Consider the following 13,740-nt stretch of genomic DNA (forward strand, 5'->3'; position numbering starts at 1 on the left):
TTTTAATACATAATAAAAGCGGTAATTAAATAGTAGCTACTATTTAATTACCGCTTAAAAAATAAGAAAAATGGAGTTGGTGCTTTTACACCTTATTCATTTTCTCACGAATTTCATTTAAACAAAGGTTGCCTAAACTTCCTTCATGTGTGTGTCTAATATCTCTTTTTGGAGAAAAAGTACCTTCGTTAATTTCTATACCCATTTTTTTGTAAGCATCTCTAAAAGGTATTCCGCTTAATACTAACTCATTAAGGGTGTCTACACTAAATAGATAATCGTACTTAGGGTCTTCTAAAATTCCTGTGTTTACTTTAACTTCTTTTAGGCTAAAAGTTAAAATGTCTAAACAAGATTTTAATTCTTGAATTGCAGGAACAATAACTTCTTTAACTAATTGCAAATCTCTGTGATAACCACTAGGTAGGTTATTAGTAATAAGAATTAATTGGTTAGGTACTGCTTGTATTTTATTACACTTACCTCTTACCAACTCAAAAACATCTGGATTTTTTTTATGTGGCATTATACTACTACCTGTAGTAAGCTCATCTGGGAAGGAAATAAAATCAAAATTCTGGCTCATATACAAGCAAATATCCATAGCCATTTTAGATAGAGTAGAGGCAATACTACTCATACCAAAAGCAGTAGCCTTTTCTACTTTTCCTCTCCCCATTTGCGCAGCAACTACATTGTATTTTTGTGTAGCAAAATCCATTTCTTTGGTAGTAAAACTTCGGTCTATAGGAAAAGAACTTCCATAGCCAGCAGCGCTTCCTAGTGGGTTTTGGTCTGCAATTTTGTAGGCAGCATCAATAAAGTATAAATCGTCTATTAAACTTTCTGCATAAGCAGAAAACCATAGGCCAAAAGAAGAAGGCATCGCAATTTGTAAATGCGTGTAACCAGGAAGTAGCACTGTTTTGTATTTATCTGCAAGATTTATAAGAAGACTAAAAAGAGATTTAGTTTGCTCTTTAATTTCTTCTAATTCATTTTTTAAATACAAATGCATAGCAACTAAAACTTGGTCATTTCTAGATCTTGCCGTATGTATTTTTTTCCCAGTGTCTCCTAGTTTTTCAATTAAAAGATATTCTATTTTAGAGTGCATATCCTCAAAAGAATCTTCAATAGTAAAAGTTCCTTTTTCAATAGTTTTTTTAATAGATGCCAACTCTTGCACAAGAGCATCCGTTTCTTTTTGTGTAAGTAAACCAATTTTTCCTAGCATTTTAGCATGCGCTGTAGATGCAATTACATCGTACTTTGCTAATTGTAAATCGAGTTCCCTATCATTACCAACCGTAAAATGGTCAATTTTTTTATCGGTGCTAAATCCTTTATCCCAGAGTTTCATAATTAGTTATAAGTTTTTAGTTAGAAGATTTTAGTCTTCTGTTTTTGTGTATTTTTTTATTAATGTATAGGTCATTTTTTGCACTTCAGCACAAAGATTTAAAATAGGTTGTAGTTTTTGGCCTGAAATAAAATCTAATCTTTCTGAAATTTCTAATTGTGTTTTAAGTTCATTTATAGAACCATTGGATATTTCAAGAAAATGGCGAAATGAATTGTTAGAATTTCGTCCACTTCCTTCCGCAATATTACTAGGGATGGATACCGCACTTCTTCTGATTTGGCTTGTTAATCCAAATTTCTCTTCAGAAGGAAAATTTGCTGTAGCTTTATAGACTAGTTCAACCAAATTCATTGATTTTTGCCAAACGATAAGTTCTTTATAATTATACATCTTAAAACTTTAAACTACTAACTATTTACAAAAAAAGAAATCCGTTTAATATTTTAATATATAAATCTATTCCTTCTTCAATTTCATTTATGTAGATAAATTCATCTGCTGAATGTGAGCGAGTACTGTCTCCAGGTCCTAATTTTACAGATTGGCAAGTTAATGCTGCTTGGTCGGATAGTGTAGGCGAACCATAGGTTTCTCTTCCTAAAGCTATTCCACTTTTAACCAATGCATGGTTTTGGTCAATTTTTGAGGAGTTTAGCTTAAGTCCGCGTTCTTGAATTTCGCATGGCGCTTCTGCCTTTAATAAATCTGCTATTTCTTTATTCGTATAACTGTCATTAACACGAACATCAATAACTAGCTCTACTTGTGCGGGTACCACATTGTGTTGGCTTCCAGCATTTATTTGTGTTACTGTGAGTTTTACATCGCCTAATGCTTCAGAGGTTTTGGGAAATTTGTAATTCTTAAACCAATCTAAAACTTCAATAGTGTTATAAATAGAATTATTATTGTTTGGGTGTGCCGCGTGGGACGGAGTTCCTTTTACAATAGCATCAAAAACTACCAAACCTTTTTCTGCGATTGCTAATTGCATTAACGTTGGTTCGCCAACAATAGCAACATCTATTTTAGGAAGGCTAGGAAGTAATCCTCTTAAACTGTTAACTCCAGCATTTTCCTCTTCGGCCGAAGCTACCATAAGAATATTATGGTTTAAATTTTCTTGCGCATAAAAATGAGAGAAAGTTGCTAAAAGAGAAACCAAACATCCACCAGCATCATTACTTCCTAAACCGTATAATTTACCGTCAATTACTTCCGGTAAATATGGGTCTCTGGTGTAAGCTTTATTAGGTTTTACGGTGTCATGATGAGAGTTTAATAATAAGGTTGGTTTACTAGCGTCCCAATGTTTGTTTTTTGCGTAAACGTTATTATTATCTCTTGTAAAAGGAATAGAAAAACTAGTAAACCAAGCTTCAATAGCATTGGCTGTTTTATCTTCTTCTTTAGAGAAAGATTGGATACTTATTAGTTGCTTTAATAACGCAATAGCTTTCTCTGTAAGTGCTTTTTGTTCCATTTATAAAGTAATTGATGTAAAGAGTTTAGCATTTGGCTGTATCATTTCAATATCCCCCAAACAAACTTTATTTACGTTGTTATGAAGCGCATGAAAACAATTTTCCAATTTAGGAAGCATACCATCTGCAATAATTTTTTGCTCTAAAAGCTCTTGGTATTTACTAGTGTTAATGTCTGTTACTACAGAGTTTTCATTTTTAATGTCTAAAAGAACTCCTTTTTTTTCAAAACAATAATAAAGAGTTGTTTCATAAATTTTACTCATCCCAATAGCTACTTCAGATGCTATAGTATCTGCGTTTGTATTTAAGATGTTTCCTTCGCCATCATGAGATAATGCACAAAAAACAGGAGTTACTCCAGTTGTAATAAGGGTGTTTAAAAAGGATGCATTTATACCATCTATATCGCCAACAAAACCAAAATCTACTTCTTTTACAGGTCTTTTATGTGCTTGTATTGCGTTACCATCTGCGCCACTTAATCCTATAGCATTAGTTCCATTTGCTTGTAAGCTAGCAACTATATTTTTATTGGTTAATCCTCCATAAACCATAGTAATAATTTCTAGGCTTTTAGCATCTGTAACTCTACGACCGTTTACCATTTGGGATTCTATCCCTAATTTGGCTGCCAATTGTGTTGCAAGCTTACCGCCACCATGCACTAATATTTTAGCGCCTTTTAATTCAGAGAAAAAGTTTAAAAATTTAGCAAGCTCTTCTTTGTTCTCTATTACGTTACCTCCAATTTTTACGATGGATAATTTCTCTTTCATTATAGGTTTTCTAATATTTTCTTAAGTACTATTTGCGCAGCGTACGTTCTATTATTTGCTTGTTGTATAACGATAGATTGGTCACTATCTAAAACAGCATCATTTACTACTACATTCCTACGAACAGGTAAGCAGTGCATGAATTTAGCGTTTCCTAATTTTTCTTTAGTCATCATCCAACTGGCATCGGTATTTATAACTTTACCGTAGTCTTTATAATTACTCCAGTTTTTTACCGAAACAAAATCGGCATTTTTTAAAGCCTTTTCTTGGTCATGTTCTATAGTTACTCCATCAGTAATTTTTGGATCCAGCTCGTACCCTTTTGGGTGCGTTAAAACAAAATCGGCATCCTGTAATTGCATCATTTCTACAAAAGAATTTGCAACTGCATGTGGTAAAGCTTTTGGATGCGGTGCCCATGATAAAACTACTTTTGGTCTTTTAGTTGTTTTATTTTCGTCTATGGTAATAGCATCTGCTAGGGCTTGTAAAGGGTGGCCAACAGAACTTTCCATATTTAGAATAGGAACAGAAGCATATTTTTTAAAGCCATTAAGAACTACTTCGGCTTTATCTTTTTCTTTATCCGTTAATCCTGCAAAAGCTCTAATACCAATGATATCACAATATTGTGAGACTACTTGTGCCGCTTCTTTTATATGTTCTGATGTACCTTGGTTCATGATTGTGCCATCCCCATATTCTAACGCCCAACCTTCGTTACCAAAATTCATAACCATTACTTCTAAGCCTAAGTTTGTTGCAGCTTTTTGGGTACTTAAACGGGTACGTAAAGAGTTATTAAAGAATAGAAGTCCTATAGTTTTATTTGTACCAAGAGCAACATCTGCTTTTGGGTTTTTCTTAAGGTTTTTAGCTTCTTCTACTAGTTTTGGTAGGGAGTCAATATCGTTTATAGAAAGATAGTTTTTCATTGAAAAGGTATTAATAAGTAGCCAGTTACTGGATTACTTTTGTAAAATTACTTTTGTTATTTATGGCGTCTAGAATAAAGTTTTCTTTTAACCCGTTTACAATCCAAGTTTCAATATTTGCTTTTTGAGCAATAGTTGCAGCTTCAATTTTAGATTGCATACCACCTGTTCCGTGCGATGATTTTTCATCACTTATTTCCTTTACTAAATTGGATAGGTTATTAACGGATTGGATAGTTTCTGGGGTTTCTTTACTTATAGAGTCTTTAGTGTAAATACCATCTGTATTGGTTGCAATTATAAGCAAATCGGCTTGTAAAAGGCCTGCCGTAAGTGCTGCTAACTTATCATTATCCCCAAATTTTATTTCATCTGTAGAAACGGTATCATTCTCATTAATGATAGGGATAAAGTTGTTAGATACTAATACGTTAATAGTGTTTTTAATATTAATTTGTGATTCTTTTTTTTCAAAATCTGAATAAGACAATAAACATTGCGATGTAAAAAGACCAAGTTCTCTAAAGTTCTCTTGAAAAATGCGCATAAGATGGGGTTGCCCTATAGAAGCTAATGCCTGCTTTACATTAATTTCTTCTCCGTTGTGTTCTAGTTTTACAAACTGTTTTGCAGCAGCAATAGCTCCAGAGCTAACTATAATAAACTCATAGTCTTCTTTTAAACTAGCAATTTGCCTTCCAATATCTTCAATTTTACCTCTAGATATATGGTTGGTTTCTTTTGTTAGCGTATTAGAACCAATTTTTAGTAAGATTCTTTTTTTATTCATATTCTAGTTAACTCTTGAATTTTGGCTCTTCGCCTTTAGCTTTTTGTACTATTTTTTCATATTAACACCTCTAAGTTCATAGAAGTAAAATTTCCCTTTGAAGGATGGGGGCATTATCTTGTTTGTCCGTTTCCTAAAATATACCATTTATTGGTTACTAAATGCTGTAACCCAATTGGTCCTCGTTGGTGTAATTTATCTGTGCTAATGGCTAATTCTCCTCCAAGACCAAATTGCCCTCCGTCTGTAAATCTTGTAGATGCGTTATGGTACACAGCAGCAGTATCTACTAATTGCATAAAGGTGTCTGCATTCTCTTTATTAGCTGTTATAATTGCAGCAGAATGTCCGCCTCCGTATTTATTAATTTTTGTAATAGCTTCTTCTAAAGAAGGTACTTGCCCAAAAACAATTTTATAATCTAAAAACTCTTCATACCATATGTTTTCATCTTTTAGCATGGAGGTGCCCTCTAAAGAAGAAAAAGCTTCATCGGTAATAATCTCTACATTACTTTTCTTAAGCTCAGCCATTAAGTGTTGTACAAAATGTTGCTTTCTAGGCATATCTGCAGCAATAAGAACTTTGTCTAAAGCATTACAGGCCGATATTTTAGTAGTTTTTGCATTTATAATAATGTCTAAAGCCATTTGTAAATCGGCTTCTGCATCTACATACACAAAATTGTTTCCTCTACCACTTACAATAACTGGGCAGGTTGCATGCTGTTTTACAAAAGCAATTAATTTTTCGCCACCTCTAGGGACAATTAAGTCTAATTTTTGGGTTGGTTTTTCTAAAAATTCTTGGGTTTGTTTTCTGTCAAATTGCAAATAAGAAACCCAATCTTTAGTACAGTTATGAGACTCTAAAGCTTTATGCCATAAATTTACCAAAACCAAATTACTATTTAAAGACTCTTTACCGCCTTTTAAAAGTATTTTATTACCAGATTTAAAAGCAATACCAGCAGCTTCTATGGTAACATCTGGTCTAGATTCATAAATAATTAATATAGTTCCAAAAGGCGCTGTTTTATTACTTACTTGAATACCATTATCATGCGTAAAGGCAAAACGCTCAATCCCTAATGGATCTTGCTCGTTTGCTAATTGTTTTAGAGATAAGACCATACCATCTATTTTAGATTGGTCTACTTTTAAACGGTCACCCATGGCTAAATCTTCACCAGAATAGGCATCTAAATCTTTTTTGTTTGCGGCAAGGATGGTCAATTTATTTTCAATAATTAAATTGGCCATGGTTAGTAATACCGCGTTACGTTCTTTTATGTTTAGTAAAATGCTCACTACAATTCTTCTTTAAGGGCATTAAAAAATAAGTCTATATGTTCTTTGGTGCAGTTAAGGGCTGGTAAAAAACGTAGTAGTTTTTTATTCATAGCACCACCAGTAAAAATATGTTGGTTGTAAATCATTTTTTTGCGTAGCTCTCCTACTTCAAAATCAAATTCAATTCCAAGCATTAATCCTTTTCCTTTGATGTTTTTTATTTGTGGAATTTCCTTTGCTTTTTCTTTAAAATAAGCACCAATTTTAGCGGCATTTTCAATAAGATTTTCACTCTCTAATACTTCTAAAACAGCTGTTGTAGCAGCACAAGCTAAATGATTGCCGCCAAAAGTGGTTCCTAACATTCCGTAAGAAGCTTCTATACTCTCGTGTATTAGTACACCACCAACAGGAAAGCCGTTACCCATTCCTTTTGCAATACTTATAATATCTGGTTTAATATCATGATGTTGAAATCCAAAGAATTTACCACTTCTGCCAAAGCCACATTGTACTTCGTCTGCAATAAGAAGCGCTCCATTTTCTTTGGTTAATTTGGTAATTGTTTGAAAAAATTCTGTATTAGGCTCATCTAAACCTCCAACACCTTGTATTGCTTCTAAAATAACCCCGCAAATATCTCCTTTACTAATTTCTGCAGTAAAGGCAGCAATATCATTAAAAGGTAAAATAGTTACTTTTTGTTGTTTGTTTATTGGCGCATTAATTTTCTCATTATCTGTTGCAGCAACTGCTGCAGATGTTCTTCCGTGGAAGCCATTTTTAAATGCAATTACGCGAGATTTCCCAGTTTTAAAAGAGGCTAATTTTAAAGCATTTTCATTGGCTTCGGCCCCAGAATTACATAAAAATAAGTTGTAATCTTCACAGTTAGATAACTTGCCTAGCTTGGTAGCAAGCTCTACTTGTAAAGGGTTCTGTACTGCATTGCTATAAAAACCAATTTTGTCTAATTGGTTTTTAAGTTTTTCTGCATAATGAGGGTGCCCATGACCAATAGAAATTACAGCGTGTCCGCCATAAAAATCTAAGTATTCTTGTCCTTTATCATCTATAACTACCATTCCTTTTGCAGAAACGGGTGTTACATTATAAAGTGGATATACATCAAATAATTTCATACTATGTTTTTTAAGAATAGGTTGGATTTACCCTTTTTTAATTTGATTTATTTTTTCGAAGGATGCTACAATTCCTTGAATTAAGGAAGAGCTTAAGCCTTGATGCTCCATTTCATTTAATCCTTCAATAGTACAGCCTCCAGGAGTGGTTACACGGTCTATTTCTTCTTCCGGATGATTCCCAGATGCTAATAATAAACCGGCTGCACCATCGCAAGTGTGTTTTGCTAATTCTTGGGCTTCTTTAGCTTCAAAACCTAGTTGTATAGCACCTTGCGTGGTAGCACGTATTAAACGCATCCAAAAAGCGATACCGCTTGCACAAATTACCGTAGCGGCTTGCATTTGCTCTTCTGGAATAACCATAGATGCACCTACTTTATCAAAAATAGATTGCGCTATAGCTATTTTGCTTTTACCAATATCATTACTACACATACAAGTCATAGACTTACCTACCGCAATAGCAGTGTTTGGCATGCTTCGGATAATATTTTTATCACTACCAACAATACTTTCTATACGAGCAATACTAAACCCAGTAATTACAGAGATTATAATATGGTTTGACATTAGTAAATCTTTTACATCTTCTAGGATGGCCTCTAAATGGCGCGGTTGAATAGCAAAAATTAGAACGTCAGAATTTTTAACAGCTTCTCTGTTATCACTGGTTAAAACTACGTTTTCATAACTAGTGTACTCTTTAATGTCCTCTAGATTTCTTTTGGTTAGGTACATAGAACTAGCTCCTTTGCTATCTAATATTCCTTTACCAATGGCTAATCCTAAATTTCCTGTTCCTATGATGGCTACTCTCATACTCTTAGTATTATGTGGTTAGTACAACGTATTAAGTTTTTAATGCCTTAAAAATGTACAACTTTTGATGGTTTAAATTTTCTTTTCGTTCCTATTTATTATTGTTAGCAAAATGCGTTAAGTAGTTAGTATTGAGGTTGTTATTTCAATTCGCAATAATATTTTCATTACTCATTTAAAATACTCCAGCCTTTAAATTTAGACCTTCGTTTTCATTAAACCCAAACATTAAATTCATGTTTTGTACTGCTTGGCCAGATGCTCCTTTTAAAAGGTTATCTATGGCAGAAGTAACCAATAAAGTATTGCCATGTTTATGTAAATGAATATGACATTGATTGGTATTTACAACTTGCTTTAAGTTTATAGGCTCTTCAGAAATTTGCGTAAAAAGTGCATCTTTATAAAAATCATTGAAAATAACTTTGGCACTTTCTAGATCACCCTCATATTTTGTATAAACTGTTGCTAAAATTCCTCTTGTAAAGTTTCCTCTATTTGGAAGGAAGAAAAGCTCTCCTACATTTTCTTGTAAACTAGCTAGACTTTCTCCTATTTCTCCTAAATGCTGATGCGTAAAAGGTTTGTACCAAGACACATTATTATTTCTCCAGCTAAAATGCGATGTTGCCGATGGACTTACGCCTGCACCTGTACTACCGGTAACAGCATTTATATGTACATCTTTACTTAGTTTGTTTTCTTTTGCTAGTGGTAATAAAGCTAGTTGTATTGCAGTTGCAAAACAGCCTGGATTAGCAATATTTTTTGCTTTCTCAATTTCCAATTTTCTTAGTTCTGGAAGTCCATAAACAAAAGTTCTGTCGTTTAAAGTCTCATCCGCATTTAACCTAAAATCATTACTTAAATCTATAATCTTGGTATCTTTAGAAAACGCATGCGCATTTAAAAACTTGGTAGAATTACCATGCCCTAAACAAAGGAACACTAAATCTGCATTTAGATTTACATCGCCCGTAAAAGCCAAATCGGTAACACCCAATAAATCGGCATGAGCACTGGTAATTTTTTTACCAGCTCTTGTGGTACTATACACAAAATCTATTTCTGCTTGCGGGTGGTTTAATAAAATTCTAATGAGTTCTCCACCAGTATAACCAGAACCACCAATAATTCCTACTTTAATCATTTTTTTGATTTACATGGTTATATATTTTTCCAGAGTTAGAAAGTATTTTAATAAAACCTTTAGCATCATCTGCGGTCCAACCTTTATTTACTTCCCCATATTTACCAAAAGCATCGGTCATTAAATCGTGTTTAGAAGCTATTCCATTTAATCTAAACTGGAAAGGGTAAAGGCTTAAGAAAACATCACCAGAAACATTCTTTTGTGTATCTGTAAGGAAAGCTTCAATATTTCGCATTACTTCATCTAAGTAATTGCCTTCATGTAATAACATTCCGTAGAAGTTGCCTTGCTGTTCTTTTTGGTATTGTTGCCATTTGCTTAACGTATGTTTCTCTAGTAAATGGTGTGCTTTTATTATAATTAATGCAGCGGCAGCTTCAAAACCAACTCTACCTTTTGTGCCAATAATAGTGTCTCCAACATGAATATCTCTTCCAATAGCATACTTAGAAGCCATAGCTTCTAGCTTTTCTATATTTGCAACAGGACTATCTTTAGTACCATCAATAGCAACTAATTCTCCTTTTTCAAAAGTTAGTTTTACATCTTTAGGCTCTTTTTCTTGTAACTGACTAGGGTATGCGCTATCTGGCAATGCTTTTTCAGAAGTTAGCGTTTCTTCACCACCAACAGATGTTCCCCAAAGCCCCCTATTTATAGAATATTTAGCTTTTTCCCATGAATAGTCTACGCCGTTTTCTTTTAGATATTCTATTTCTGCTTCTCTAGATAGTTTATTATCTCTAATAGGAGTAATAATTTCTATTTCTGGAGCAATAATTTGAAAAATCATATCAAATCTAACCTGGTCATTACCAGCTCCAGTACTACCGTGCGCTATATAATTTGCACCAATTTTTTTAGCATAATTTACAATCTCAATAGCTTGTACAATACGCTCCGCGCTAACAGAAAGAGGGTACGTATTGTTTTTTAATACATTTCCAAAAATTAAATATTTAACCACCTTATCATAGAAGGTTTGTACGGCATCTAAAGATGTATAACTAGTAGCTCCTAAATCTATAGCTTTAGAATTAATAGTAGCAATTTCTTCTTTAGAAAAACCACCTGTATTTACACTTACAGCATGTACTTCAAATCCTTTGTCTTTTGATAAATATTTTGCGCAATAGGATGTATCTAAACCTCCACTATATGCTAAAACTAATTTTTTCATTCTATGTATTATTTACTCCCGTATAAACGGAAAATCTATTTTTGTTTCTTTTTTAGGAATAATTGTTCCTTTATTTTTTTTAACCTTTGAAAAGCCTTGCTATTCACTTTTTCTGGTTCTTGTATTTTTTGTTCTTTGGGTGCTACTTTGGGATCATGTAACATTCCTGTGCAGAGACACATTTTTCTTTCGGTACGAGTTAAAATATCGAAATTTTTACAGGTTTGGCAGCCTTTCCAGAATTCTGGGTCATCTGTAAGTTCTGAAAATGTAACAGGTTTGTAACCTAGCTCATAGTTAATTTTCATTACAGCTAATCCGGTAGTTATACCAAATATTTTAGCATCAGGAAATTTTTCTTTAGAGAGGTTAAAAACCGCTTTTTTAATTTTTTTTGCTAGCCCTTGGTTTCTATAATCTGGATGAACAATAAGTCCAGAATTGGCAACAAATTTTTCATGCCCCCAAACTTCTATATAGCAGAACCCTGCAAATTTATCCCCATCAAGAGCAATTACGGCATTACCGTTCTCCAACTTTTTTTGAATATATTCTGGAGTACGTTTTGCAATACCTGTACCTCTAACTTTTGCAGATTCCCCAATGGTATCGCAAATAATTTGAGCGTATTTAAAATGTGATGTATTAGCAATTACAATTTTCATTGAATGCTTGTTTTATTAAAAATAATGAATAACTTATTGTTTTTGAGAAGGGAAATGGACTCACCTATTTCCATAAATATAACGCACCCCTACGGGCGGCGGCGAGTGGGAACAAAAGAACATGCTGGAGCAGTTGTCCAGATGTTTGTATATGTATGTGCTTTTGTTTTCATTAGAGACCAAATGTACAAATTATACTGAAAAAACAATACGAACTGTTTAATTTTTACAAAAAAGCCGCTTTTTGTTACGTTGTGTTATTAATTCGTAAAGGATTATTGCAAAAACAGAACTATATTCAATGAAAAGAAACCATAAATTCTCCTTAAAATCTGGTTGACCATATGCCCAATAGCTTAAAATTACTGCTGAAGACCAGACTACTGCGTATTTGTAATTTGTGAAAAGGGTTAAAAGGGTTAAAAAGATAATATACCAAGGATGCACGGTTGTAGAGATAAAATAATAGATGGTTAATATAAATAACATGGAAGAAATAAGGGTGTTTAAATTCTTATTATCTCTTAAAAATGTAAAAAGCAGTACTATACTAATGGTTATAATGGGGGTTATTTTTCCATACGCTTTAATAAGCTCCCAGGGTTTAGCATCAAAAAATGAAATTGCAGTATGTTTTATAATATTATAGATACTACCATTAAACTCAAAATTAGAGAACCAAAGTCCAACGGTTTCAGAATAGTTTGCTATAAATTCGGAAGAATAAAAAGGCGCTAAAAGAATAGTTGTAGTTATGCCTACTATGGCGTAAAACGGAACACTTTTTTTAAATTTAAAATGTGTTAGGAAAAGTGGTAAAAAAAGTAGAGGAACTAATTTTGTTAGTATAGAAAGTGCATACACTACGGCACTAGTTTTCCACTTGTCTATAGATAATAAATATAAAGACCAGATAAAGAAAAAGAGCATTACACCTTCAAAATGTAAATTGCCAGTAAGTTCTATAAGTACTAACGGGTTTAAAAAATACCAAAATATTAGATGTGGCGAGCGGTTAAGGTTTTTTAAAAGTTTACGTCCAAAATAAACAATACCAATATCTGCAAGAATAATACTAATTCTCATTATGGTTATAGAACCTAATATTGTTTTACCGCCAAGTAAAGAAGCTAGAGCAAATATAAGTTGATTTAAAGGGGGATAGTTACTATAAAATTTTGGGCTTAATTCTCCCATGCCATTATAGAGTTCTTGCGCATTTGCAATTGGTAAATCTTTTTGCTCTATAAGTACCTTAGGAAGGTATAAATATGGATTCTTAAAATTATTTAGTAGCTCTCCGTCCCATATAAAGCGATAAAAATCTTGAGATAAATTGGGTTCAGCAAATAAAAAAACCAATCTAAAAAGAACACCAACACCCAATAGAAATTTAAAATTCCATTTTTGGAATTGTATAATTTTATAACAGAGAAAAAATAATGCAATACAGAGCGTAAGAAGTTTTATAAAATCTTCTCTTTGCAAGTTGTAAGCAAACGATGCATATAAAGCAATGCTTGCTAGGACAAGTAATATAGAATATTTATGTAGTTTCCAATGGGAAGTTAGTTGCCTCCACATACGTAAGTTGGTTTACTGCAATATACGAATAACCAATAATACAGATTGTTTTTTTAATTAGGTTTTGGAAATGTATTTTTAAAATTAAAAACACTAGTACTTGCTCCATTTTTTTGAAGCTCGGCAAGCTTTTCTACTGCTTCTTCCACAGAAGGATATTTTCCTTCTGGAATCCACCACATTGCAGTACTTACATTACCATAATTTTTAAACCACTCTTTGCGTCTTCTTAAAAAATCACTGTGTATTGTTTTATAAACATAATTACCTAAAGCTTCTACATTTTCCCAGACAGAAATGTTTATAATAATTTGAACATCATTAAAAGGGTTTAGGTTAGTGGCATTATTAGAATCATCTTTTAATCGCCAAATAAAACCATCACTATTTTCTGCAAGAGTATTTATAGTGTCTAGATTTTCTACAAACTCTTTCATTATAGAGTCCTCTATAGTTACTCCTTTAATTCTTGCAACATTTATTTCTGCTAATTTATATTTCATTCTATAGTATTGTTTTAACCCGCTTTATGCATTAGAACATCT

At 32.9% G+C, this 13,740-nt stretch carries 14 protein-coding genes; all 14 read right to left on the reverse strand.

The window, feature by feature from the left end; all coding sequences use genetic code 11:
• Nucleotides 1-85: 85 nt before the first annotated feature.
• Entirely contained in the window at nt 86-1,363 is a 1,278-nt protein-coding gene (argH, locus tag Q0820_RS09705) for an argininosuccinate lyase (RefSeq protein WP_298487380.1), read from the reverse strand.
• 30 nt (nt 1,364-1,393) lie between these two features.
• Nucleotides 1,394-1,756: a four helix bundle protein gene (locus Q0820_RS09710; protein WP_298487382.1), complete on the reverse strand. Its 363-nt coding sequence runs from the start codon at nt 1,754-1,756 to the stop codon at nt 1,394-1,396.
• Nucleotides 1,757-1,781: 25 nt separating this feature from the next.
• Nucleotides 1,782-2,849: a M20 family metallo-hydrolase gene (locus Q0820_RS09715; protein WP_298487383.1), complete on the reverse strand. Its 1,068-nt coding sequence runs from the start codon at nt 2,847-2,849 to the stop codon at nt 1,782-1,784.
• Nucleotides 2,850-3,629, reverse strand: coding sequence for an acetylglutamate kinase (gene argB / locus Q0820_RS09720; RefSeq protein WP_298487384.1), 780 nt, complete (start codon nt 3,627-3,629; stop codon nt 2,850-2,852).
• A complete protein-coding gene (locus tag Q0820_RS09725) occupies nt 3,629-4,567 on the reverse strand; it encodes an acetylornithine carbamoyltransferase (RefSeq protein ID WP_298487385.1) in 939 nt (312 codons plus the stop codon). The genes argB and Q0820_RS09725 overlap by 1 nt, the downstream gene beginning before the upstream one ends.
• Before the next feature lie 25 nt (nt 4,568-4,592).
• On the reverse strand, nt 4,593-5,357 hold the full coding sequence (gene proB / locus Q0820_RS09730) for a glutamate 5-kinase (RefSeq protein ID WP_298487387.1): 765 nt from the start codon (nt 5,355-5,357) through the stop codon (nt 4,593-4,595).
• Between the two features lie 113 nt (nt 5,358-5,470).
• Nucleotides 5,471-6,667, reverse strand: a complete 1,197-nt coding sequence (locus tag Q0820_RS09735; RefSeq protein ID WP_298487388.1) for a glutamate-5-semialdehyde dehydrogenase — start codon at nt 6,665-6,667, stop codon at nt 5,471-5,473.
• Complete coding sequence (locus Q0820_RS09740) at nt 6,667-7,791, reverse strand: aminotransferase class III-fold pyridoxal phosphate-dependent enzyme (RefSeq protein ID WP_298487389.1); 1,125 nt, start codon at nt 7,789-7,791, stop codon at nt 6,667-6,669. The genes Q0820_RS09735 and Q0820_RS09740 overlap by 1 nt, the downstream gene beginning before the upstream one ends.
• Before the next feature lie 27 nt (nt 7,792-7,818).
• The gene (gene proC, locus Q0820_RS09745) at nt 7,819-8,613 is read right to left on the reverse strand and encodes a pyrroline-5-carboxylate reductase (protein ID WP_298487391.1); all 795 of its coding nucleotides are present in this window, start codon (nt 8,611-8,613) and stop codon (nt 7,819-7,821) included.
• A gap of 175 nt (nt 8,614-8,788) precedes the next feature.
• Nucleotides 8,789-9,763, reverse strand: coding sequence for an N-acetyl-gamma-glutamyl-phosphate reductase (argC, locus tag Q0820_RS09750; protein WP_298487392.1), 975 nt, complete (start codon nt 9,761-9,763; stop codon nt 8,789-8,791).
• The gene (locus Q0820_RS09755; RefSeq protein ID WP_298487393.1) at nt 9,756-10,946 is read right to left on the reverse strand and encodes an argininosuccinate synthase domain-containing protein; all 1,191 of its coding nucleotides are present in this window, start codon (nt 10,944-10,946) and stop codon (nt 9,756-9,758) included. Before Q0820_RS09755 ends, argC begins: the two co-directional genes overlap by 8 nt.
• A gap of 35 nt (nt 10,947-10,981) precedes the next feature.
• Nucleotides 10,982-11,611 carry a GNAT family N-acetyltransferase gene (locus Q0820_RS09760; RefSeq protein WP_298487395.1) on the reverse strand — a complete coding sequence of 210 codons (630 nt, stop codon included), beginning with the start codon at nt 11,609-11,611 and terminating at the stop codon, nt 10,982-10,984.
• Nucleotides 11,612-11,830: 219 nt separating this feature from the next.
• Entirely contained in the window at nt 11,831-13,195 is a 1,365-nt protein-coding gene (locus Q0820_RS09765) for a mannosyltransferase (protein ID WP_298487396.1), read from the reverse strand.
• 53 nt (nt 13,196-13,248) lie between these two features.
• Nucleotides 13,249-13,698: a DUF3291 domain-containing protein gene (locus tag Q0820_RS09770; RefSeq protein WP_298487398.1), complete on the reverse strand. Its 450-nt coding sequence runs from the start codon at nt 13,696-13,698 to the stop codon at nt 13,249-13,251.
• Between the last annotated feature and the right edge of the window lie 42 nt (nt 13,699-13,740).

It is taken from the genome of uncultured Maribacter sp. (assembly GCF_947495965.1).
Classification (GTDB): Bacteria; Bacteroidota; Bacteroidia; order Flavobacteriales; family Flavobacteriaceae; genus Maribacter_B.

Bases quoted from the DNA above. Each gene is read 5' to 3' on its own strand.
- argH (WP_298487380.1), bottom strand. From the start codon at position 1,363: ATGAAACTCTGGGATAAAGGATTTAGCACCGATAAAAAAATTGACCAT.
- Q0820_RS09710 (WP_298487382.1), bottom strand. From the start codon at position 1,756: ATGTATAATTATAAAGAACTTATCGTTTGGCAAAAATCAATGAATTTG.
- Q0820_RS09715 (WP_298487383.1), bottom strand. From the start codon at position 2,849: ATGGAACAAAAAGCACTTACAGAGAAAGCTATTGCGTTATTAAAGCAA.
- argB (WP_298487384.1), bottom strand. From the start codon at position 3,629: ATGAAAGAGAAATTATCCATCGTAAAAATTGGAGGTAACGTAATAGAG.
- Q0820_RS09725 (WP_298487385.1), bottom strand. From the start codon at position 4,567: ATGAAAAACTATCTTTCTATAAACGATATTGACTCCCTACCAAAACTA.
- proB (WP_298487387.1), bottom strand. From the start codon at position 5,357: ATGAATAAAAAAAGAATCTTACTAAAAATTGGTTCTAATACGCTAACA.
- Q0820_RS09740 (WP_298487389.1), bottom strand. From the start codon at position 7,791: ATGAAATTATTTGATGTATATCCACTTTATAATGTAACACCCGTTTCT.
- proC (WP_298487391.1), bottom strand. From the start codon at position 8,613: ATGAGAGTAGCCATCATAGGAACAGGAAATTTAGGATTAGCCATTGGT.
- argC (WP_298487392.1), bottom strand. From the start codon at position 9,763: ATGATTAAAGTAGGAATTATTGGTGGTTCTGGTTATACTGGTGGAGAA.
- Q0820_RS09755 (WP_298487393.1), bottom strand. From the start codon at position 10,946: ATGAAAAAATTAGTTTTAGCATATAGTGGAGGTTTAGATACATCCTAT.
- Q0820_RS09760 (WP_298487395.1), bottom strand. From the start codon at position 11,611: ATGAAAATTGTAATTGCTAATACATCACATTTTAAATACGCTCAAATT.
- Q0820_RS09765 (WP_298487396.1), bottom strand. From the start codon at position 13,195: ATGTGGAGGCAACTAACTTCCCATTGGAAACTACATAAATATTCTATA.
- Q0820_RS09770 (WP_298487398.1), bottom strand. From the start codon at position 13,698: ATGAAATATAAATTAGCAGAAATAAATGTTGCAAGAATTAAAGGAGTA.